Origin of the sequence: Roseovarius salinarum, assembly GCF_002834145.1 — a bacterium.
GTDB classification, from domain to species: Bacteria; Pseudomonadota; Alphaproteobacteria; order Rhodobacterales; family Rhodobacteraceae; genus Roseovarius; species Roseovarius salinarum.
Map to the genome: position 1 here is coordinate 1 of NZ_PHNT01000004.1, position 20,191 is coordinate 20,191.

20 protein-coding genes, 1 tRNA gene and 1 riboswitch are annotated in these 20,191 nt (G+C 66.4%); of the genes, 14 read left to right on the plus strand and 7 right to left on the minus strand.

From position 1 onward, the window contains the following. On the plus strand, positions 1-337 hold a 337-nt coding region (locus tag CEF10_RS05385; protein ID WP_198586152.1), incomplete at its 5' end, for an adenosylhomocysteinase. Between the two features lie 379 nt (positions 338-716). Here CEF10_RS05385 and CEF10_RS05390 read toward each other — a convergent pair. The 3 genes from CEF10_RS05390 to tsaD form a co-directional block, all read right to left on the minus strand. Next, on the minus strand, positions 717-1,136 hold the full coding sequence (locus CEF10_RS05390) for an EVE domain-containing protein (protein ID WP_101067112.1): 420 nt from the start codon (positions 1,134-1,136) through the stop codon (positions 717-719). Between the two features lie 98 nt (positions 1,137-1,234). Beyond that, positions 1,235-2,194, minus strand: a complete 960-nt coding sequence (locus tag CEF10_RS05395) for an NAD(P)H-dependent glycerol-3-phosphate dehydrogenase (protein WP_101067113.1) — start codon at positions 2,192-2,194, stop codon at positions 1,235-1,237. After that, positions 2,191-3,288, minus strand: coding sequence for a tRNA (adenosine(37)-N6)-threonylcarbamoyltransferase complex transferase subunit TsaD (gene tsaD, locus CEF10_RS05400; RefSeq protein ID WP_101067114.1), 1,098 nt, complete (start codon positions 3,286-3,288; stop codon positions 2,191-2,193). Before tsaD ends, CEF10_RS05395 begins: the two co-directional genes overlap by 4 nt. A 72-nt stretch (positions 3,289-3,360) precedes the next feature. On the opposite strand from tsaD, the gene CEF10_RS05405 reads away from it, so the two are divergent. From CEF10_RS05405 to CEF10_RS05465, 13 genes are all read left to right on the plus strand, one after another. Continuing rightward, entirely contained in the window at positions 3,361-4,092 is a 732-nt protein-coding gene (locus CEF10_RS05405) for a uroporphyrinogen-III synthase (protein ID WP_101067115.1), read from the plus strand. A 46-nt stretch (positions 4,093-4,138) separates the two neighbouring features. Next, on the plus strand, positions 4,139-5,581 hold the full coding sequence (locus tag CEF10_RS17155) for a COG4223 family protein (protein ID WP_232796410.1): 1,443 nt from the start codon (positions 4,139-4,141) through the stop codon (positions 5,579-5,581). Between the two features lie 16 nt (positions 5,582-5,597). After that, entirely contained in the window at positions 5,598-7,106 is a 1,509-nt protein-coding gene (locus CEF10_RS05415) for a heme biosynthesis protein HemY (protein ID WP_101067117.1), read from the plus strand. Between the two features lie 51 nt (positions 7,107-7,157). Next, positions 7,158-7,233 (plus strand) — tRNA-Thr (locus tag CEF10_RS05420). 98 nt (positions 7,234-7,331) lie between these two features. Then, a riboswitch (TPP riboswitch) is annotated at positions 7,332-7,430 on the plus strand. Positions 7,431-7,641: 211 nt separating this feature from the next. Then, on the plus strand, positions 7,642-8,580 hold the full coding sequence (locus CEF10_RS05425) for an ABC transporter substrate-binding protein (protein ID WP_101067118.1): 939 nt from the start codon (positions 7,642-7,644) through the stop codon (positions 8,578-8,580). Beyond that, entirely contained in the window at positions 8,573-9,247 is a 675-nt protein-coding gene (locus tag CEF10_RS05430) for a TenA family protein (protein WP_101067119.1), read from the plus strand. Before CEF10_RS05425 ends, CEF10_RS05430 begins: the two co-directional genes overlap by 8 nt. Then, positions 9,244-9,969 carry an ABC transporter ATP-binding protein gene (locus tag CEF10_RS05435; RefSeq protein WP_101067120.1) on the plus strand — a complete coding sequence of 242 codons (726 nt, stop codon included), beginning with the start codon at positions 9,244-9,246 and terminating at the stop codon, positions 9,967-9,969. Before CEF10_RS05430 ends, CEF10_RS05435 begins: the two co-directional genes overlap by 4 nt. Then, positions 9,966-10,721 (plus strand): ABC transporter permease, encoded by a 756-nt coding sequence (locus tag CEF10_RS05440; RefSeq protein ID WP_101067121.1) that lies wholly within the window; start codon positions 9,966-9,968, stop codon positions 10,719-10,721. Before CEF10_RS05435 ends, CEF10_RS05440 begins: the two co-directional genes overlap by 4 nt. 97 nt (positions 10,722-10,818) lie before the next feature. Next, positions 10,819-11,676: a flagellar motor protein MotB gene (locus tag CEF10_RS05445; RefSeq protein ID WP_101067122.1), complete on the plus strand. Its 858-nt coding sequence runs from the start codon at positions 10,819-10,821 to the stop codon at positions 11,674-11,676. A 92-nt stretch (positions 11,677-11,768) separates the two neighbouring features. Beyond that, entirely contained in the window at positions 11,769-13,070 is a 1,302-nt protein-coding gene (locus CEF10_RS05450; RefSeq protein WP_101067123.1) for a flagellar hook protein FlgE, read from the plus strand. 69 nt (positions 13,071-13,139) lie between these two features. Further along, complete coding sequence (gene flgK, locus CEF10_RS05455) at positions 13,140-14,576, plus strand: flagellar hook-associated protein FlgK (protein ID WP_157932964.1); 1,437 nt, start codon at positions 13,140-13,142, stop codon at positions 14,574-14,576. A gap of 9 nt (positions 14,577-14,585) precedes the next feature. Beyond that, positions 14,586-15,590, plus strand: a complete 1,005-nt coding sequence (locus CEF10_RS05460) for a flagellin (RefSeq protein ID WP_101067125.1) — start codon at positions 14,586-14,588, stop codon at positions 15,588-15,590. Beyond that, positions 15,587-16,699, plus strand: a complete 1,113-nt coding sequence (locus CEF10_RS05465) for a flagellar basal body P-ring protein FlgI (protein WP_408638420.1) — start codon at positions 15,587-15,589, stop codon at positions 16,697-16,699. Before CEF10_RS05460 ends, CEF10_RS05465 begins: the two co-directional genes overlap by 4 nt. A 208-nt stretch (positions 16,700-16,907) precedes the next feature. Here CEF10_RS05465 and fliP read toward each other — a convergent pair whose 3' ends face one another. The 4 genes from fliP to fliF are packed head-to-tail and all read right to left on the minus strand — an operon-like array spanning position 16,908 to position 20,180. Next, on the minus strand, positions 16,908-17,648 hold the full coding sequence (gene fliP, locus CEF10_RS05470; protein ID WP_101067126.1) for a flagellar type III secretion system pore protein FliP: 741 nt from the start codon (positions 17,646-17,648) through the stop codon (positions 16,908-16,910). Continuing rightward, positions 17,645-17,947: a FliM/FliN family flagellar motor switch protein gene (locus CEF10_RS05475; RefSeq protein ID WP_101067127.1), complete on the minus strand. Its 303-nt coding sequence runs from the start codon at positions 17,945-17,947 to the stop codon at positions 17,645-17,647. The genes fliP and CEF10_RS05475 overlap by 4 nt, the downstream gene beginning before the upstream one ends. Further along, a complete protein-coding gene (locus CEF10_RS05480; RefSeq protein ID WP_101067128.1) occupies positions 17,944-18,531 on the minus strand; it encodes a FliH/SctL family protein in 588 nt (195 codons plus the stop codon). Before CEF10_RS05480 ends, CEF10_RS05475 begins: the two co-directional genes overlap by 4 nt. Next, a complete protein-coding gene (fliF, locus tag CEF10_RS05485) occupies positions 18,528-20,180 on the minus strand; it encodes a flagellar basal-body MS-ring/collar protein FliF (RefSeq protein ID WP_101067129.1) in 1,653 nt (550 codons plus the stop codon). Before fliF ends, CEF10_RS05480 begins: the two co-directional genes overlap by 4 nt. Between the last annotated feature and the right edge of the window lie 11 nt (positions 20,181-20,191).

Sequence of the window (20,191 nt, forward strand, 5' to 3'; positions counted from 1 at the left end):
CAAGGACCAGGTGGACATGATCGAGATGCCCACGGGCAACCGGATCATCCTTCTGTCGGAGGGCCGCCTGCTGAACCTCGGCAACGCCACGGGCCACCCCAGCTTCGTGATGTCGGCGAGCTTCACCAACCAGATGCTGGCGCAGATCGAACTGTGGACGAAGGGCGAGCAATACGGCAACGAGGTCTACATCCTGCCCAAGCACCTCGACGAGAAGGTCGCCAAGCTCCACCTCGAGAAGATCGGCGTGCGCCTCACCGAGATGAGCCCCGAGCAGGCCGACTACATCGGCGTCAAGCCAGAAGGCCCCTACAAACCCGAACACTACAGGTATTGAGGCGGACGACAGCCACTCCGCCGGACGCTCCCGGAGGCCATCGGCACAAGTCGGTGCGCCAGGCGAAGACGGCAGGGGCGCGACGCCGATACGCGCGTTTTGAACCGAATCCAGCGTATTCCGCGCTTTGACCAAGCGGGCGCTTGCGGTAGGGTGAATGCAACTGGCCAGGACGGCCGGAACCGAGTTGGAACACGTGTGGTGAGTTGGGAGCACGTGGGGTAACGGAGGGTTTCGGCCGGGTGCCGGCCCTCCGTTCATCGGTTGCAGCTGTGTCCGTGCCCGAGCGGTGATGCCGTGGGCACGCAGTATCTGTGTCGCACCAGGTCATGGGCCGTCGTCGCCACAGGGGGTGTCTCCGATTGGCGATCGGGGCGCTTCAGGGCGTGACGCCGCCCAGTTCGCAGATGATGCGCCATTCCTCTTCGGTGACCGGCTGGACGGACAGGCGCGGGTTCCTGACCAGCACCATGTCGTCAAGCCGTCCGTCCGCCTTGATCGCTTCGAGCGAAACCGGTTCCCGCAGCGAGTCAAGCGCCTTGACGTCCACGCATTCCCATCGTGCGTCGTCGGTGGTGGAATCGGGGTGTGCCTCGGCGATGACCTCGACGCGCCCCACGACGGCCTTCTCGGACTGGCTGTGATAAAAAAATCCGCGGTCACCCACCGCCATCTCGCGCATGAAGTTGCGGGCCTGGTAATTGCGCACGCCGTCCCATTCCTCCCCGACCTCACCCTTTGCCACCTGGTCTTGCCAGCTCCAGGTGGACGGTTCGGACTTGAACAGCCAATATCTCATCACGCAGCGGCCCCGCCGGACATCCCTTCCCCCATTCCTAGCACGCGCCGCCTGCGCTTGCCTAGGCAAGGCTTGCAGGACAAGTGGCGGGGCGCTTGTCATTCCTCCCGCAGCGGGCGCGACAGAAGCATTTCCATGGCCTCGCCGACGCCGAGGCGGCGGTCGATCAGCCCGGAGACCGCCTGGGTGATGGGCATCTCGAGCCCGAGGGCGGCCGCGCGGGTTTCCACGGCGCGCGCCGTTGCCGACCCTTCCACGGTGATGCCCGCATCGAAGGCCTCCTCTCGGCCCAATGCCATGCCGAACCGGGTGTTGCGCGATTGTTCCGACGTGCAGGTCAGGACAAGATCACCGAACCCCGACAGGCCGGCGAGCGTGTCGGCCCGGGCGCCGAGAGCGACCGCCATCCGGTTCATCTCGGCAAAGCCGCGCGTCATCAGGGCCGCGCGTGCGCTTTCGCCCAGCCCGGCCCCCATTGCCGCGCCGCAGGCGATGGCGATGACGTTCTTCAACGCGCCGCCGAGCTCCGCTCCGATCGTATCCGTCGTGCGGTAGACGCGGATATTGGGTGTCGTCAGTTCCTGTTGAAGCTCCCGTCCGAGTTCCGGCTCGGCGCAGGCCAGAGTCAGCGCCGTCGGAAGTCCCCGCGCGATGTCGCCGGCGAAGCTCGGCCCGGTCAGGATCGCGGGCTGCGCGCCGGGCACGAGTTCCTCGATGATGCGGCAGGGGCCAAGGCCGGTCTCGAGTTCCATGCCCTTGCAACAGGCCACCGGCCTGCTGTTTCCCAGCGCCGCGCCGAATTCCTTGAGAAGTCCGCGCAACTGCTGCATCGGCACCGCGAGCAAGACGGGCGATCCCGGCGCGAGTGACCCGAGATCCGGTGTCACGGTGATGGTTTCCGGCAGCGTGACGCCGGGCAAACGCCGCGCGTTGTCCCGCGTCAAGGCCATTTCGGAAGCGTGATCCCCGTCCCTGGCCCATAGCGTGACCGGACCGCTGCGGGAAAGCGAGATGGCAAGCGCCGTCCCGAAGGCGCCGGCGCCGAGCACCGTGATCATGCCTTGGCCCCTTTCTTTCCGTGTCCCAGCATGGCCGCCTGCGCCGTGTCGAGTGGCCACCGCGGGCGGGCGGCGAGGCTCATGTCGTCGCGGTGGCCCGCGCGGAACAACTCGATCCCAGCATAGGCGATCATGGCCGCGTTGTCCGTGCACAGCGGCAATGGTGGCGCGACGAAACGGGTATCCAGGCCCTCGGTCAATGTCTTGAGCGCCTCGCGAAGGGGTGTGTTGGCGGCCACGCCACCGGCGACCGCCAGAGCCGGCTGCGGGGGATGTTCCGCGAAATAGGCATCGAGCGCCCGTCGCGTCTTTTCCCTCATAACCTCGCGGACCGCCGCCTGGAAGCCGGCGCACAGATCGGCACGGTCGCGCGTGCCTAGGCCGCCCCGCCGCCGCATCACCTCGTCGCGCGCACGCAGGAGCGCGGTCTTCAGTCCGGAGAACGACATGTCGCAACCCGGCCGGTCCAACAGGGGCCGCGGAAAGCTGAAACGCTCCGGGTCGCCGCGCGCTGCCTCGGCCTCCACCGCCGGGCCGCCCGGCTGCGGCAGGCCGAGCAGGCGCGCGACCTTGTCGAAGGCCTCGCCGGGGGCATCGTCGATGGTGCCGCCGAGGCGCTTGAACTCATTGCAGCCCCGCACGATCAGGAACTGGCAATGCCCGCCGGACACCAGAAGCATGAGATAGGGATAGTCGAGCCCGTCTGTCAGCCGCGGCGTCAGGGCGTGCCCGGCAAGGTGGTTGACGCCAACGAGCGGCAGGCCTGCCCCGGCGGCAAGGCCCTTGGCACACATGACACCGGAGATCACGCCACCGATCAGGCCCGGCCCGGCCGTGACGGCGATGGCATCGGCGGCGCCCAACCGCATGTCGGCCCGTTTCAGGGCCTCGGCAGCACAGACATCAAGCTTTTCGGCATGGGCACGGGCCGCGATCTCGGGGACGACACCGCCGAATGCATCGTGCAACTCCGCCTGACCGAAAACGACCGAGGACAGGATTTCGGGGGATTGTCCTTCTGCGTGATGCACCACGGCCGCCGCCGTGTCGTCACAACTGCTCTCCAATCCCAGGACGGTAAGACCTTCGCCCATCCGCGTGTCCATTGCATGAAACCCTGATGGCAGGTAACACCGGCCGGGCATGCAAACAACGCCTCATCCCACATGGTGCCCACCGTCCTGATCACCCGGCCGGCGCCGGCGGCGACGGACTTCGCCGAGCGGGTCCGGGCGCGGGTCGGGCAGGGCGCCGTCGTGCTGACCTCGCCCGTCATGGAAATAGTGGTCCGTGGGCCGTTGCCGGAGATCCCGGGGGATTGCCGCCTTGTCTTCACCTCGCGCAACGGGGTTGCGGCCTATGCCGAGTTGGGCGGTCGCGCCGGGTTGGCATGCTATACCGTTGGCGATGCGACGGCACGCGCGGCACAGGCGATCGGGTTGAGGCCCGTGTCGGCCGGGGCGGATGCCCGGGCCCTTGCCGACCGGATAATCGAGGACGGCGTGCGCGCGTCCTGCCTGCACATGCGCGGCGAACACGTGGCCGGAAATCTCGCCGAGTGGCTGCGCAATGGCGGCGTTTCGGTGCGTGAACACGTCGTCTACCAGCAGACGGCCTGCCGCCTTGCGCCCGAAGCAAGGGCGGTCTTGAACGCCATGACACCGGTGGTTCTGCCCCTTTTCTCGCCGCGAACGGGAACCATCCTTTGCGACCAGGGACCGTTTCGGGCGCCTTTGTTGGTCGCAGCGATCAGCCGGAACGCGGCCGCCGCAGTGGCCGCGTGTCAGCCGCATCGCGTGGATGTGGCACGGCGCCCGGACGCCGAGGCCGTGCTGGACCTGACCGAGGAACTCGTGCGAAGGGCCAAGCGGCTTGAGGGCGATACCGGGGCCAAGTAAGGTCGATCGCGAAGGTGATCGGTGCAGGATTCGAAAGGGCAGCGACGTGGCGCAAAAACGGAAATCTTCGAAAACGTCCGACCGCGACGAACGGAACGGCCCCACCGAGGATACCGCGCCCGAGTCCCCGGCCGAGGAGACAGACCCGGCGACCGGGGAAAAAAAGACGGAAAAGACCGACACGGAAGAAATGAGGTCGGGGGCGGCAGGGCAAGGCGAAGCTTCTTCCGCAGCCGAGGAGACCCCGGAAACGTCGGCGGATGCGGTGGACCGTTCGGCGCAACCGAGTGGCGAAACGGACGACGCTGCCGCGCTTCATGAAACCCCGGAAGAGACGCCGGCGAATGGCGGTGAGGCTGAAACGGGTACCCCGCCGGACGCGGGAGATACTGGGGAAGCTCCGGGCGAGCATGCCGCCGGGGAACCGTCAGCGACGCCAACGATGGCTTCAGTGGGCGCGGGGGACCGCGAGGCCGCTGCGCCCGCGTCAGACGCAGCCGGTACAGGCCACAGTCGCCCCGGGGTTTTGCCGCTTCTGGCTGGCGGCGTTGTCGCGGCCGCCCTCGGTTTCGCGGCGGCACGGCTCGCTGAGCCGGGCGGGTGGCTTTTCCCCGACGAGGGTGTCGCAGATTTGCGCACCGAGGTATCCGAACGGCTTGATCAACAGGCGGAATCCCTGAACGACGTGCAAGACAGGCTCGACACAGTGGAATCCGCGGCCGACGCCGGTGACGCGAACGAGGCGGTGCAGGCCCTTCGGGAGTCGTTGAACGAGGCAGCGCAACGGCTGGACTCGCTCGGGCAAACCCAGGAAGAGCTGACGGACCGCGTGGCGTCGCTGGAAAGCGCGAACGGCACCTCGCCCTCACCCGGTGTGCCGCGGGAATTGCGTGACAGGATCGCCGCGTTGGAGGACAAGCTTGCGCAACATGGGGAAACGCTCGACAGGCTGACATCGGAGGCCGCCGAGCAAGAGGAATCGGCAAGACAGTCGGCCCGGGCCGCGTTGCGCCGGGCCGCGCTGACCCGCGTGCAAACGGCGCTGGAGTCCGGTGCGCCCTTCGCCTCTGCCCTGAAAGACCTCGAGGACACGGGGGTCGAGATCCCCGAGGCGCTATCACGGGCGGCCCGGGAAGGTGTCGTGCCGCAGAACGTCCTTCAGGAGCGCTTTCCCTCCGCCGCGCGCGAGGCGCTCTCGGCCTCGCGGCGCGCGATGGCAGAAGCGGGCGAGACCGGCGGGCTGATCGGCCTTCTGCGGGCACAGCTGGGGATGCGGAGCCTTGAGCCGCGCGAAGGGGATGACCCGGATGCAATCCTGTCGCGTGCCGAAGCGGCCGTGCGCGACGGCCGGCTCAACGATGCGCTGGCCGAGATCGAGGCCCTGCCGGAACCCGGGCGCGCGGCCCTTTCCGAGTGGGCCGGACAGGCCACGCGCCGGCTGGAGGCCGTCAACGCGGCCGAGAAGCTCGGTGGCAGGATAAACGGATAACGCGGGGGCGCATCGGATGCTGTGGTCATTGCTCAAGATACTGGTTTTCATCGTCCTCGTCGCCGGCGCGACCGTGGGTGCATGGTATCTGATGGAACTGGAAGGCGGGGTGCGCATCGCCGCGGCCGGCCAGGAGCTGAACCTGACCCCGCTGACCGCCGTGATCCTCCTGGTCCTTCTCGTTCTGGCGGTCTGGCTGTTCATAAAGCTGGCCGGCCTCGTTGTTGCGCTGCTACGGTTCATCAACGGGGATGAAACGGCGCTGTCGCGCTATTTCGACCGCAGCCGGCAGGACAAGGGCTACCGCGCGCTGTCGGAAGGCATGATGGCGCTGGCGTCGGGCGAGGGCGAGACGGCGATCGCCAAGGCCAACCGCGCCGAGCGGTACCTGAAGAAACCCGAGCTGACGAACCTGATCACGGCGCAGGCCGCCGAGATGTCGGGGGACCGCCGCAAGGCCGAGGCCGTCTACAAGCGCCTGCTGCGCGACGAGCGCACGCGGTTCGTGGGCGTGCGCGGCATCCTGAAGCAGAAACTCTCGGACGGCGACACGGACACGGCCCTGAAACTGGCCAAGACGGCCTTCGGGCTGAAGCCCGGCCACGAGGAGACACAGGACACCCTGCTGCGCCTTCAGGCCGAGCACGAGGACTGGTCCGGTGCCCGCGAGACCCTTGATGCCAAGCTGCGCCACGGCACGCTGCCGCGTGACGTGCACCGGCGCCGGGACGCCGTGCTTGCCCTGTCGCAGGCCCGCGAGGTGGCCGAGGAGGGCCAGGACATCGAGGCGCGCGAGGCCGCGATCGAGGCCAACCGCCTGTCGCCCGACCTCGTCCCGGCCGCGTGCATGGCCGCGCGAGGATATATCGACCAGAACAAGAAACGCTATGCCACCCGCGTGATCCTGAAGGCATGGGAGGTCCAGCCGCACCCCGATCTGGCGGCGGCCTTCGCCGAGATCGAACCCGACGAGACGCCCGAGAAGCGGCTGAAGCGGTTCGAGAAACTGCTGAAGGTGCATCCCGATCACAGGGAATCGCGGATGCTGCGCGCCGAACTCCACATCGCCAACGAGGATTTCCCGGCCGCGCGCCGCGCGCTGGGCGACTTGGCCGAGGTGGATCCGGACGCCCGCGCGCTGACCCTGATGGCGGCCATCGAACGCGGCGAGGGCTCCCCGGATTCGGTGGTCAAGGGCTGGCTGGCGCGGGCGCTGTCGGCGCCGCGCGGGCCGCAGTGGGTCTGCACCAAGTGTCACCACATCCATGCGGATTGGGCGCCGACCTGCGAGAACTGCGGTGCCTTCGACACGCTGGCGTGGCAGACGCCCCCGGCCTCCGGGGTGACCATGCCGACGGGGGTGGAGATGCTGCCGCTGATCGTCGGCTCGCTCGAGGACAAGAGCGCCGAGGAAACCGCGCCCGGCGGCGGCGAGGCGACCGCGCCCGACAAGGACGAGTCCGAGATCGTCGAGGCCGAGATCGTCGACGACACCGCCGAGCCGTCGGACAGGTCCGGCACCTGAAAATAGGGCTTTCGCCGGGCATGGGCCGGTGCTATACGCCCGCTCCACGAGGCCGCAATAGCTCAGCAGGTAGAGCACGACATTCGTAATGTTGGGGTCGGGGGTTCGAATCCCTCTTGCGGCACCACAGCCCCTTGATCGGATCCGATGCCGTTGCACCGTGGCCTTGTGGGGGTGTTTCGTCACAGCTTCCCTTGTCGCCACCCGATCCGGCTGCTATCTGTCGCCTATCCGTTGGGGTGCCCCGCAGGGCTGAGATGCGCAAGCGAACCCATCGAACCTGATCCGGCCAGAACCGGCGTAGGGAACGGAGACAGATCGCGCGCCACGGTTGGCCCGTCTTTTCCTCCGCAGTACTGATGCCGGCGAGGGGAAGCGCGATGAGATACCTCACCTGTCGCTCGTTCACAGGCACCGCGCCGGTGCCGCGTGGTCGGCTCATCGCCGGCGGCGCAACGACGTCCTCAGCCCGGATCCCGTTGACAATGCCGGGGCGGCACGCCGTCCCGAATCGACCCGCCAAGGAGGCATCGAGATGAGAGTATTCGCATTTCTGGCCGGGCTGCTGTGCGCGGCGCCGGCCCTTGCCCAGGACGAGCTGACCCTGATGCTCGACTGGTTCGTGAACCCTGACCACGGCCCGATCGTCATCGCGCAGGAAAACGGGTATTTCGCCGACGAGGGGCTTGATGTTGAGGTGGTTGCGCCGGCCGACCCGGCCGATCCGCCCAAGATGGTCGCCGCCGGCAAGGCCGATCTCGCGATTTCCTACCAGCCGCAACTGCATCTTCAGGTGGCAGAGGAGATGCCGCTGATACGCGTGGGCACGCTGATTGCCACGCCCCTCAACTGTCTTCTGGTGCTGGATGACGGTCCGGTCCAGGAGATATCGGACCTGGAGGGGCGCAAGATCGGCTTCTCGGTTGCCGGCGTGGAGGAAGCGCTGCTGTCGGCCATCCTCGAACGCGGCGGGCTGACCCTGGACGACGTCGAGCTGGTCAACGTCAACTGGTCGCTGGCCCCGTCGCTGATGTCCGAACAGGTCGACGCGGTTATTGGCGCCTACCGCAACTTCGAACTGAACCAGATGGAGATAGACGGCGTGCCCGGCCGCTGCTTCTACCTCGAGGAAGAGGGATTGCCGCCTTATGACGAGTTGATTTACGTGGCGAACCCCGAGCGCATGAACGAAGACACGCTGCGCCGGTTCATGGCAGCGACCGAGAAGGCCACCCAGTTCATCGTCAACCACCCGCAGGAAAGCTGGGAGATCTTCTCGGCCACTTCGAAGGAACTGCAGGACGAACTGAACGAAAAGGCCTGGGCCGACACGATTCCGCGCTTCGCCCTGCGGCCCGAGGCGCTGGACGAAGGCCGTTATGCCCGGTTTGATACGTTCCTGAAAAACGCCGGGCTGCTTGAAAAGACCCGTCCGGTTTCGGAACTGGCCGTGGACCTGGGCGCGCATGACTGACTACGGCCATACTTTCCCGCTTTGGCGCGCCGCGGCCGGGGACAGCTGGACGGCTTACACCCGGCACGCCTTCGTGGCGGGGCTGGCGGACGGCACCCTGCCGCGCGAGGCTTTCCTGGGGTATCTGGTGCAGGATTACATCTTCCTGCTGCATTTCTCGCGCGCCTGGGCACTGGCCGTGACCAAGACCGAGCACCCTGACGAGATGCGCTGGTGCAGCGGTGTCCTGCGCGGGCTGCTGGAGGACGAGATCGCGCTGCATATCGAGACCTGCGCGCGCGAGGGTCTGGATGAGGCGACGCTTCGGGAGGCGCCAGAGAGGCCGGAAAACATCGCCTACACCCGCTACGTGCTCGATGCCGGGCATTCCGGCGATTTTCTTGACCTTCTGGCGGCGCTGGCGCCCTGCGTCCTGGGGTATGGCGAGATCGGTGCGCGCCTTGCGGCCGCGGGCGGCGGTGGTCCCTACGCCGATTGGATCGGCGTCTACGGTGGCGACAACTACCAGGCACTTTGCGGGGAGACCGGCGCACTGCTGGACCGCGCGGTGGCCCGCCGGCTTGGCGACGCCCCCGCGCAGAGCCCGCGTTGGCCGGCCCTGTGCCACAGGTTCGAGACGGCAACCCGCCTCGAGATCGGCTTCTGGGACATGGGATTGCACTCGTGAGCATCCCGCCCGCCCTGCGGTTTTCCGGGATTGTCTGCGTCGATGGTGGGCACTTGTTCGGTCCCGTGGAAGTCGAGGCCCAAGCCGGCCGCTGGACCTGTCTTCTGGGGCCGTCCGGTGTCGGGAAATCGACGATCCTGCGTCTCATCGCGGGGCTTGGCGCCGAGTTCGAATTCGACGGCGAGATCACGGCCTCGGACGGGCACCCGCTGCCGCCGCGGGTCATGATGATGGCCCAGGACGATCTGGTCATGCCGTGGCTGGATGTCATCGGCAACGTGACATTGGGCGCGCGGCTGCGCGGCGAAAGACCGGACCACGCCCGCGCGCGCGAGGTTTTGCGGCGCGTGGGCCTCAAGGACTTCGAGCGGCGCCGGCCCGAGACACTGTCGGGCGGGCAGCGGCAGCGCGTGGCGCTGGCGCGCACGCTGATGGAAGACAGGCCGGTGGTACTGCTGGACGAGCCGTTTTCGGCGCTCGATGCCCGGACACGGGCGCGCATGCAGGACATGACGTTCGACGTGCTCGAAGGCCGCACGGTGCTTCTGGTAACGCATGACGTCGCAGAGGCCGCGCGCCTGGGGCACAAGATCCTCCTGATGACGCAGGCAGGCATGACGGCCGTCTCGCCGCCCGAAGCGGACCCTCCGAGGCCCTTGGACGCCCCCGAGACACTTTCCACGCAAGGTGCCCTGTTGCGGCAACTCATGGAGGCGGCATGAGGCGTATCGTCCGTATCGCCGCTGTCACGCTGCTGGCCGTGGGGCTGTGGCAACTCCTGGTCACGGCAACCGGGCTGCCGAAGTTCATACTGCCGGGGCCGATGCTTGTTGCCCGGACCCTTTGGGAAAGCCGCGCCGTTCTCGCCGAACACACGATCGTCACGGCCGCGGAGGTTCTTATCGGTCTCGGCCTCGGTGCGGTTCTGGGTGGCGTATCGGCGGTGGGGCTGGCTGCGTCGCCCGTCGCGCGGGCATTGGTGCGCCCGATGCTGGTCTTCAGCCAGGCGATCCCGGTCTTCGCGCTTGCGCCCGTGCTCACGCTCTGGTTGGGCTACGGGCTTTGGTCCAAGATCGCGATGGCCTTGCTGATCATATATTTCCCCGTCACATCCGCCTTCTTCGACGCACTGATGCGCACGCCGCAGGCGTGGCTGGACATGGCGCAGGTCATGCGCGCGCGTCCGGCGCGGGTGATGTGGCACATCCGCATTCCCGCGGCCCTGCCGGGCTTTGCATCGGGTCTGCGGCTCGCGGCGGTTTACGCGCCGATCGGCGCGATCATCGGCGAATGGGTCGGGGCATCCAGGGGACTGGGCTATCTTATGCTGCTGGCCAACGGGCGCGCGAAGATCGACCTGATGTTCGCGGCGCTGATCGTTCTGGCGGTCTTCACGCTGGCCCTGCACGCCGCGGTGGATCGTGGCTGCCGCACGGCACTGGACAGATACGGCGCGCCTCGCGCGCCGGCCTGACCGGTTGCGAGGGCCGTGCACATCGCGCGACCGACGTTAAGCCACCGGTAATGCCCGTCTGCTAGCGCTGTATGCGGGTGAGTGAACAGGTGGTGAGATGGGTGCGCACGGAAATGTTGCGCCGGTCATCATCAAGAAGAAGAAGGTTGTCGCCGCAGACGGGCATCACGGTGGCGCCTGGAAAGTCGCATACGCCGATTTCGTCACGGCGATGATGGCATTCTTTCTCTTGATGTGGCTGCTCAACGCGACGACGGAAAAGCAACGCAAGGGGATCGCGGACTATTTCAGCCCGACGATTCCCATACACCGTGTATCTGGCGGCGGCGACGGCGACTTCTCGGGCGAGAGCGTGTTTTCGGAGGACGTTCTTGCGCGAAACGGCACCGGTGCGACCAGCCATCAGCCCACGGAAGACGAAAAGGCGCGCGGCCCCAGCGGAACCCGCGACCACGCCGAGAAGGGACCGGACGGACGGGCGCTTGCCGACAAGATTCGCCGCGTCGAGGAACGGTTGATGGCGCAATCGGGCGAAAGCCTTGTTTCCCGGGAGTTGCAAAGGCACATCCTCACGCGCGTCACCGACGAGGGGCTGGTGATCGAACTCTTCGATCTGGCCGACGCGCGCCTGTTCAATGAAGGCACGGAGCGACCGACGAAGCTTCTGCGACAACTCTCCGCGATCGTCGTCGACGCCGCCGGGCTGGTGACCAATCGCGTATCGGTCGAGGCCCATACACGGGCACGGCCTATCGTCATCGCGAACAACCCTGTCTGGCCTTTGTCGATGAAGCGCGCCGGCACGATGCGCGATCTTCTGCGCGCAGGCGGACTGGAGCCGGAAAGAATCCGGCGCGTTACCGGCCACGCCGACCGGGAGCCCGCGGCAAAGAACCGGATGGCCATCCGCAACAACCGCCTGGAGATCGTGCTCTTGCGAAGTGACGCCCGGTGAAAAAGGCGGATGTTTGCGGTTAGGTCCGCGTTAAAGGAACGCCTGTAAACCTGTGTCCCGAACCGCGGAGATACAGCAGAAAGGCGTGCCCAATGTCGATTTCCTCTTCCCTGAATGCCGGCGTGGCCGGGTTGAACGCCAATTCGTCCCGCCTTGCGGCGATTTCAGACAACATCGCGAATTCTGGTACATACGGCTACAAACGGGTCAAGACGGATTTCCAGTCGATGGTCCTTTCAGGTAGCGGCGGCAGCTACTCGGCCGGCGGGGTCCGCTCGACGTCCGAGCGTCTGGTCGATGAGCGCGGCTCGCTCGTCACGTCCTCCAGCCCCACCGATCTGGCCGTGCGTGGCCGCGGCATGCTGCCCGTCACGCAAAGCAGCCAGGTCGAGGCCGGCAATGGCGCCAGCCAGATGTATCTGACGACAACCGGGTCGTTCCGGACCGATGCCGACGGCTTCCTGAAAACCGAATCCGGGCTCGTCTTGATGGGGTGGCCCGCCAACCCCGACGGCGCGATCCCGGAATTTCCGCGCGACACCGCGGCGGGGCTGGAGCCGGTGCAGATCAATGTCAACCAGCTGACCGGCGAACCCACGACCGAGGTCAATCTCGGCGTGAACCTCCCGGCGACGGAGACAAGTGCCGGATCCGCCGCGGCGACCCAGCCGCTTTCCGTGGAATATTTCGACAACCTTGGCAAGTCCGAGACCCTGAGTATCGAGTTCACGCCGACAGTGCCGGCAAGTGGTTCGTCGAACGAATGGACCATGGTCATCCGGGATTCCGCGCAAGGCGGGGCCGTCATTGGTGAATACACCTTGACGTTCAATGACTCCCGAAGCGACGGTGGCACCCTGGCATCCGTCACGCCTGTGAGCGGCGGGGCCTATGATGCCGCCACCGGCGAGATCGTCGTGAATGTCGCAGGCGGGCCGATGGAGCTGAAGATCGGCCAACTGGGGACGTCCGAGGGGTTGACCCAGCTATCGGACAGCTTCGCGCCACTCTCGATTTCGAAGGACGGATCGCCGGTGGGCAACATGACGTCGGTGGAGGTGGACGAGAATGGTTTCGTTCATGCCACCTTCGACACGGGGATCACGCGCGTGATCTACCAGGTTCCGCTTGTCGACCTGCCCAATCCGAACGGCATGGTCGCACTGGACCAGCAGACCTATCAACCGTCGCCCGAAAGCGGCTCGTTTTTCCTGTGGGACGCGGGTGACGGACCCACCGGCGACGTCGTTTCCTTCGCGCGCGAGGAATCCGCGACCGATGTGGCGCGTGAACTGACCGACATGATCCAGACCCAGCGGGCCTATTCCTCGAACGCCAAGGTGATCCAGACCGTGGACGAGATGTTGCAGGAAACCACGAACATCAAGCGATGACGCGCGCTTGAGGAGCCCGAAGATGCGGCCAACATTCATGAAGGTGAACCCATGTCCCTGACAGGTGCAATGCAAAACGCCCTGAGCGGGCTGAAAAGCAACGGCCGCGCGGCTGACGTTGTCTCGGCCAACCTCGCGAACATGCGAACGGAAGGATACGGGCGCAGGCAACTGGAACTCACGACGATGCGTGAGGGAACAAGTGGCGGCGTGCGGGTTCTGGGCGTGCGGCGTCACGTGGACGCGGCCCTTATCGGTGACCGGCGGCTCGCCGACAGTACCTTGGCCGCGGCCGAGACACGGTCAGGCCTGTTCAGGGACCTGGACAGGGTCATTGGTTCGCCCGACGAACCGGCATCGCTGAGTGCACGGGTCGCCGCCCTGGAAGACAGCCTTGTATCCGCCGGCAGCCGGCCGGACCTCGCGGAAAGGCTGGACAGGGTGCGCCTTCGCGCGGTCGAACTGGCGGGAAAGATTCGCGAGATCTCGGACAAGGTCCAGGCGGCACGCATGGACGCCGACAGGGCGATCGGTACGGCCGTCGAATCGATCAACCGGGACCTGCAGCAGGTCGAGGACCTCAACGCGACGATCATGTCGGCCAAGCGCAACGGACGGGAAGCCGCCTCCCTGATGGATCAGCGGCAAAAGGTAATCGACCGAATCGCCGTCCATGTGCCGGTACACACGATCCAGCGCGACGCGGGCGCCGTCGCGCTCATGACGCCGGGCGGCACGCAGTTGGTCGATGGCCCGGCGGCGAGGCTCGGGTTCTCGCCGACCGGGGTCATCACGGCGCACATGACCCAGGCTGGCGGACATCTATCCCGGCTGACGGTCAACGGTGTCGCGGCCGGGACAGAGGGTGAGCGCAGCGCGATGGGCGGTGGCAAGCTTGGCGCGCTCTTCGAACGCCGGGACGTGTCGGCCGTCCAGGCCCAGGAACACGTCGATGCCGTTGCCCGCGATCTGATCGAGCGTTTCCAGTCGGCCGGCCTTGACCCGTCGCGCGCAGCTGGTGCACCGGGGCTGTTCACGGACCGGGGGGCGGCATTCGACCCTGCGGATGAAACCGGGATCGCGGGGCGGATCGAAGTCAATTCGGCGATCGACCCGGCACGGGGCGGAGCGCTGTGGAAGATTCGCGACGGGCTCGGGGCCGCCGCGCCCGGTTCGCCGGGTGATGCCGCCCTGTTGCACGGTTACAGCGATGCCCTTTCGGCGGACCGGCCACTCGGTATCGCCGGCCTCGGCGCCGAGCCGCGCACCGCCTCCGGACATGCCGGCGCGCTGGCGTCATGGGCCGGACAACGGGTGGTGCATTCCGAGCAGGCGTTGAGCCATGCGCGGGGCACGCAATCCGGACTGGCCGAGGCCGAACTTCAAGACGGGGTCGATACCGACGCCGAGATGCAGCGCCTCATGCTCATCGAACGTGCCTACGGCGCGAACGCGCGCATGGTGCAGACGATCGACGAAATGATGCAAACTCTTCTTAGGATTTGACCCGTGACAATGGTTTCGCTCGGCGATCTCGCCCAGGTTTTCGCGTTGCGCCGCCAGAACGCGCAGCTTTCCGACCAGCTTGCGGTGCTTTCAAAGGAAATGGCAAGTGGGCGTGTCTCGGATGTGGCGGTGTCCCTCGGCGGTGACTACAGCCACCTCGCGGCCGTCGAGCACGACATCAAGTTGGCCACGGCGCGCGAAACGGCGGCTTCGGAGGCCCGCGTCCTTGCCGGTGCGATGCAATTGGCCGTGGGCAACGTCCAGTCGGGGCTTGGCGCACTTGCCACCGCCGCCGTGACGGCGGGCAATCCCGCCGGCGGCGCGGCGTTGGAGGCAGCCTCTGCCGAAGCGCGCGGGAAACTGGACGCGTTTGTTGCGGCCCTGAACGGCGACATCGCGGGCCGTTCGCTCTTCGCGGGCGACGATGTTGCAACGACCCCGCTGCCACAGCCGGAAGACATAATGAACGCCGCGCGTGGCGCCGTGGCTGGGCTGACCTCCGTTCCGGCCATCCAGTCGGCACTGTCGGATTTCTTCCACGCGCCTGGCGGCGGGTTCGAGACCCAGGTTTACCAAGGGGCCAGCGACCCTGTATCGCCCATCCGGCTGGGACACGGAGAGTCGGTCACGCTTGACGTCCGCGCCGACGACCCGGCCATACGATCTGCGCTCGAAGCCTCCGTCACCGCCGCGCTGGCCAGCGACAGCAGCCTGACCCTGACGACGGCCCAGCGTCAGACACTGATGCAGGGCGCCGGCGAAGCGCTCATCGGCGCCGAAGGCGCAATGACCGGTCTGCGTGCCGATATCGGCGTCACCGAAAGCCGCATAGAGCAATCGCTCAGCCGCATCGCATCCGAGAAATCAAGTCTTGTCCTGGCGCGCAACGAGTTGTTGGCGGTCGATCCCTTCCAAACGGCGACGGAGCTTGAATCGGTGCGCCTGCAGCTGGAAACGCTCTATTCGGTCACCGCGCGGACATCGCACCTCAACCTGGCGAGTTTCCTGACATGATGGTGGTGCGGATTGTCGCTTGCCTTGGGGCTCTGGCCGGTCTGTTCCTGCAGCCCGCCGAGGCCAGCCGGATCCGGATCAAGGATCTCGTGGAATTCGAAGGTGTCCGCGGCAACGACCTGGTCGGCTACGGGCTTGTTGTCGGCCTCAACGGAACGGGCGACGGTATCCGGAACGCGCCGTTCACCGAGGAGATCCTGTCAAACATCCTCGAACGGCTGGGCGTCAACGTCACCGGCGAGGAATTCCGCCCCAAGAACGTGGCAGCGGTTGTCGTCACCGGGAGTTTGCCCGCCTTCGCCCGCGCCGGCAGCCGCGTGGATGTCACCGTTTCCGCGATCGGCGATGCCGAGAGCCTGCTTGGCGGTACCCTCGTGATGACCCCGCTGAATGCGGCCGATGGCGACATCTACGCGGTGGCCCAGGGGACGATCATCGCCGGTGGAGCGTCCGCTGAAGGTGACGCCGAGTCGGTCGTGCAGGGCGTTCCGACTTCCGGCGTCATTCCCGCGGGCGCGAGGGTCGAGCGCGAGATCGATTTCGACTTCGGTTCGCTCAAGACGCTCCGGATGGCGTTGCGCGAGCCCGATTTCACCACCGCTCAGCGCATCGAGACGGCGATCAATCGGGATTTCGGCGCGCCGGTCGCGCGGATGCTGGATGCCGGAACGGTTAGGCTGGACATTCCCGCGACGAAGGCGGCCTCACCCGCACATGCCCTGGGCCGGGTTGAGAACATCCGTGTGACACCGGAACGGAAGGCCCGGGTCGTCGTCGACCAGAGATCCGGCACCATTGTCATGGGGGCGGACGTGCGGATATCGCGTGTCGCGGTATCGCAGGGTAACCTGACCTTGCGGGTTCGCGAGGCGCCCGTGGTGGTGCAGCCAAACCCGTTTTCGGAGGGGGAAACGGTGATCGTGCCACGCACCGAGGCAGAGATCGAGGAAGATGAAGGCATTGGTCTGGCCGAGGTTCCGGCGGGCACGTCACTCTCGGAGGTCATCGCCGGGCTGAACGCGCTGGGCGTCGCGCCACGCGACATGATCGACATCCTCAAGAGCATCAAGGCCGCAGGCGCACTCCACGCCGAATTCGTGGTGCGCTGACCGGGAAATCCGTTCCCCCACTTCCCGCGGGAAGTTCGCGCCATTGCTTTGCCGTGTCATTCGGAGTTCCGGCGTCCATTTTTCAACAGGCGAGAACCGGGGCGTGGCCATTGCACTTCGCCCGTGGCATCCGAGACAAGGGTGTCATGCTGCGTCCGCCGTTCCGGGTTCGGGCGGAAGCGGGCTTCGCGCACTGACCCGGGCGCGTTCAGAAATACCCGCGCACGAGGCTGTCGGCGATGAGACGCCACCCGTCGGCGACCACGAAGAAGGCCAGCTTGAAGGGAAGCGACACGATGGCCGGGGGCACCATCATCATGCCCATGGACATGAGGATCGCAGCGACGACGAGGTCTATGATCAGGAAGGGAAGGAATACGAGGAATCCGATCTGGAATGCCCGTGCGATCTCGGAGAGCAGGAAGCTGGGAAGAAGAAGCGACAAGGGAGCGTCGGGTGACAGCGCGACGTCCTCCTGCCCCGGGCGCAGCGCAGCCATCGACACGAAGGTTTCGGTATCGATGCGCGTGGCCATGAATGCGCGGAACGGTGCCAGCGACCGTTGGACGGCCGTCTCGACATCGATCGTTTCGTTGATCAACGGATCGATTCCGTCGCGCCACGCCGCGCTGAAGGCGGGCTCCATGACGAAATAGGTAAGGAACAGTGCAAGGCTGATGATCAGCATATTTGGCGGTGATTGCTGCAGCCCGATGCCCTGCCGCAGGATTGCCAGCACGGTCACGATGAAGGGGAAGCACGTGATCATGATGGCAAGCCCGGGTGCGAGGCTCAGCACGGTGATCAGCAGGATCAACTGGATGCTGCGCGCGGTAAGGGACTCACCCTCGCCCAGCGACAGCGATATCTCCTGTGCGGCGGCGGGATCGGCTGAAACGACCAGGACGATCGCGGCGACCCATGCAGCAGCGGGGCAACGCAACCTCATTCCAGGCCGTTTCTCAGATCCGCGACCTCGGTCAGGCGCACGGCGAGCTGGCCTTTCTGCTCTTCGCCGAGTTCCTCGAGTTCACCGCGTGCGATGAGCCGCTCGCCGACATAGAGTTCAACCGGGTCTTCGACGCCGCTGTCGAGCGGCAGGACAGTGTCCTTGCCCATCTGGATAAGGTCCCGGATGAGGGGCCGGGCCTTTCCGACCGAGATGGTGATCTCGATCGGCACGTTGGAGAAGGCGTTGCCGGTTCCGGTGCCAGACTGAACCGTGCTGCCGTTTGCATCGTCGGTCATGCTGTTTGCTCCTGCTGCTCCGAGAAAAAGTCGGAGACGGCGTGCTGGATTCCGGCCAGCACCGCGTCAAGGTCGATCTCGAGTTCGGAATTTCCAAGATTCAGGCCGACTTGGCCGGACGGTAGATCCGGGTCCTCCCGGATCGAAACCGGGAACCCGGGATCATCGGGCAAGGCCTTTTCGAGCGCGGCCCGATCGGTGTCGGATATGACGATCACGACCGGCGCGCCCGGCGTCTCGCGTATCGCCGACTGGGCGATTTCGACGATCCGCGCCCCGAGCGTTTCATGCGCGAGACGTGGCAGGACCGTTTCTGCCATTTCCGTCATCAAGGGGCCGATCGATTCCAGGATGTGTGCGTGCGCCTCATGATAGGTGAAGGAAAGCCGTTGCAGGTTTGCTGCAAGGTCGGCCGCCACGTGGTCTTCCCTTTGTGCCTGGGCGGCCGCGGAGTCATCCCAGCCGGCGCGGTACCCTTCCTCGAAGGCCTCGAGCCGGTATTCCTCCAAATCGGTTTCGTTCCCGGACGCGGCCGTGCTCGCCGGCACGGCTCCGAAATCCTCGAGTAGCCGGGCCAGGGTCATCGGGCGCCCTCCTCTCCGCCTTCCAGCCAGGTGCGCAGGATCTCGACGGTTTCCTCCTGGCGTTCACCGATCAGTTCGCGAAGGCGCGCGACCGCATCGTCGGCCCCGGAAGCAACCTCGGCCGGCGTTCCTTGGCCGGCGGGGGTTGCGTCATCATCGGGGCCCGCGATGACCTGCATGGGTGTTTCCGGGAATTCGCCGGATTCGACCTCGCCCGTCAGGGCCTCCGGCGTGTTGAATTCACCGGTTTCGGCCGTGTCAGAGCCCTGGCGCGTCACCGATCCCGGCGGAGCGAGCCGGGAGACATCCTGCGCTGGCCGTGAAAGCAACGGGCGGAGCACGAAGACACCGAGCAGCAGGGCCACAAGTGCGAGGACGGCCGTCTGGACGAGGGACATGACGTCGACTCCGGCACGTTGCACGAGAGAGGGTTCAGCCGCGGTGCCGGCGGGTTCCGCGGGTTCGAATGCCATGGTCTTCAACGTGATGACATCGCCACGCGACTCGTCGTATCCAACCGCCGAGGCGACGAGCTCGCGCAAAGCCGCGAGTTCCTCTTCGGTGCGCGGCTCGAAAACCTCATCCCCCGCATCCGTCACCCGGGTGGTTCCGTTGACAAGAACGGCGACGGTCAGCCTTTTCAACGCACCCGGCTGTCGTGTCACTTCGCGCTCGACCTCGGACACCTCGTAATTCACCCGTTCACGGGTTTCGCTGCCTTCGGTCGTGGATGTCTCGCCTGCCTCGGCGTCGCCATCCGGCAGGTTGGAGGCCACAGTCACCTGGCCACCGCCCTGATCGGACGCGGAATTGGTCCGCTCCTCGGTATCGGTGCTGATGGCGACCCGGCTGTCCGGGTCGATACGCCGCTCGCGAATCGTCTCGGCCTGCTTGACGACATCGAGGCTGACCTCGACCACGGCGTTGCCGCGCCCGACCCGGGCCTCGAGCAGCCGCAGCACCCTTTCGCGAATCGCGTCGGAGCGGTCCGTCCCGGAGTTCGCGGGCACGTCCTGGCCGGTGCCGACGAGACCACCGACACCGTCGATCACGGAGACATCCACGGGCGCAAGACCGGCGACCGCGGAAGCGACCAGGTATTTCAGGGCGCGCGCCTGGGCATGGGAAATGCCGCCGGGCGCGGTCGTGATGGCCACCGAGGCGCTTGGTTCCACGTCGCGCTGGAAGGGGTTGGACCCGGTCGTCGCGATGTGCACCCGCGCCGATTCAACCGACGGGGTCGACAGGATCGTGCGGGCGAGCTCGCCCTCCTTGGCACGCCAGTACGCGGCATCGAACATCTGCGACGTGGTTCCGAAGCCTGACAGCCCATCGAGCAATTCGTAGCCCTTGGTGGAATTCCGGGGCAGCCCCTCTCCCGCAAGCGTCATGCGCAGCTTGTCGCGCCGTGCGGCATCCACGAAGATCGAGTTGCCCCTGATCTCGTAGGCGACGCCACGCTTTTCGAGGGCAGCCACGACTTCACCGGCCGCGCCCCCTTGCAGACCGGAATACAGCAAGTTCATGCTCGGCGATGCCGCCATGCGAGCCAGCAAGAGAACCGCCACGAAAGCGGCCACCGTTGCGGCGATGACGATGCCGCGGCGACGCATGTCCAGCGTCCTCCACACGGTCGTGATCTGCTGCACCTTCTGCCCTC

Bases quoted from the DNA above. Each gene is read 5' to 3' on its own strand.
- CEF10_RS05430 (WP_101067119.1), top strand. From the start codon at position 8,573: ATGACTGACTACGGCCATACTTTCCCGCTTTGGCGCGCCGCGGCCGGG.
- CEF10_RS05405 (WP_101067115.1), top strand. From the start codon at position 3,361: ATGGTGCCCACCGTCCTGATCACCCGGCCGGCGCCGGCGGCGACGGAC.
- CEF10_RS05450 (WP_101067123.1), top strand. From the start codon at position 11,769: ATGTCGATTTCCTCTTCCCTGAATGCCGGCGTGGCCGGGTTGAACGCC.
- CEF10_RS05395 (WP_101067113.1), bottom strand. From the start codon at position 2,194: ATGATCACGGTGCTCGGCGCCGGCGCCTTCGGGACGGCGCTTGCCATC.
- CEF10_RS05480 (WP_101067128.1), bottom strand. From the start codon at position 18,531: ATGACCCTGGCCCGGCTACTCGAGGATTTCGGAGCCGTGCCGGCGAGC.
- flgK (WP_157932964.1), top strand. From the start codon at position 13,140: ATGCAAAACGCCCTGAGCGGGCTGAAAAGCAACGGCCGCGCGGCTGAC.
- tsaD (WP_101067114.1), bottom strand. From the start codon at position 3,288: ATGGGCGAAGGTCTTACCGTCCTGGGATTGGAGAGCAGTTGTGACGAC.
- CEF10_RS05440 (WP_101067121.1), top strand. From the start codon at position 9,966: ATGAGGCGTATCGTCCGTATCGCCGCTGTCACGCTGCTGGCCGTGGGG.
- CEF10_RS05475 (WP_101067127.1), bottom strand. From the start codon at position 17,947: ATGACCGACGATGCAAACGGCAGCACGGTTCAGTCTGGCACCGGAACC.
- CEF10_RS05425 (WP_101067118.1), top strand. From the start codon at position 7,642: ATGAGAGTATTCGCATTTCTGGCCGGGCTGCTGTGCGCGGCGCCGGCC.
- CEF10_RS05460 (WP_101067125.1), top strand. From the start codon at position 14,586: ATGGTTTCGCTCGGCGATCTCGCCCAGGTTTTCGCGTTGCGCCGCCAG.
- fliP (WP_101067126.1), bottom strand. From the start codon at position 17,648: ATGAGGTTGCGTTGCCCCGCTGCTGCATGGGTCGCCGCGATCGTCCTG.
- CEF10_RS05465 (WP_408638420.1), top strand. From the start codon at position 15,587: ATGATGGTGGTGCGGATTGTCGCTTGCCTTGGGGCTCTGGCCGGTCTG.
- CEF10_RS05415 (WP_101067117.1), top strand. From the start codon at position 5,598: ATGCTGTGGTCATTGCTCAAGATACTGGTTTTCATCGTCCTCGTCGCC.
- CEF10_RS05445 (WP_101067122.1), top strand. From the start codon at position 10,819: ATGGGTGCGCACGGAAATGTTGCGCCGGTCATCATCAAGAAGAAGAAG.
- CEF10_RS05390 (WP_101067112.1), bottom strand. From the start codon at position 1,136: ATGAGATATTGGCTGTTCAAGTCCGAACCGTCCACCTGGAGCTGGCAA.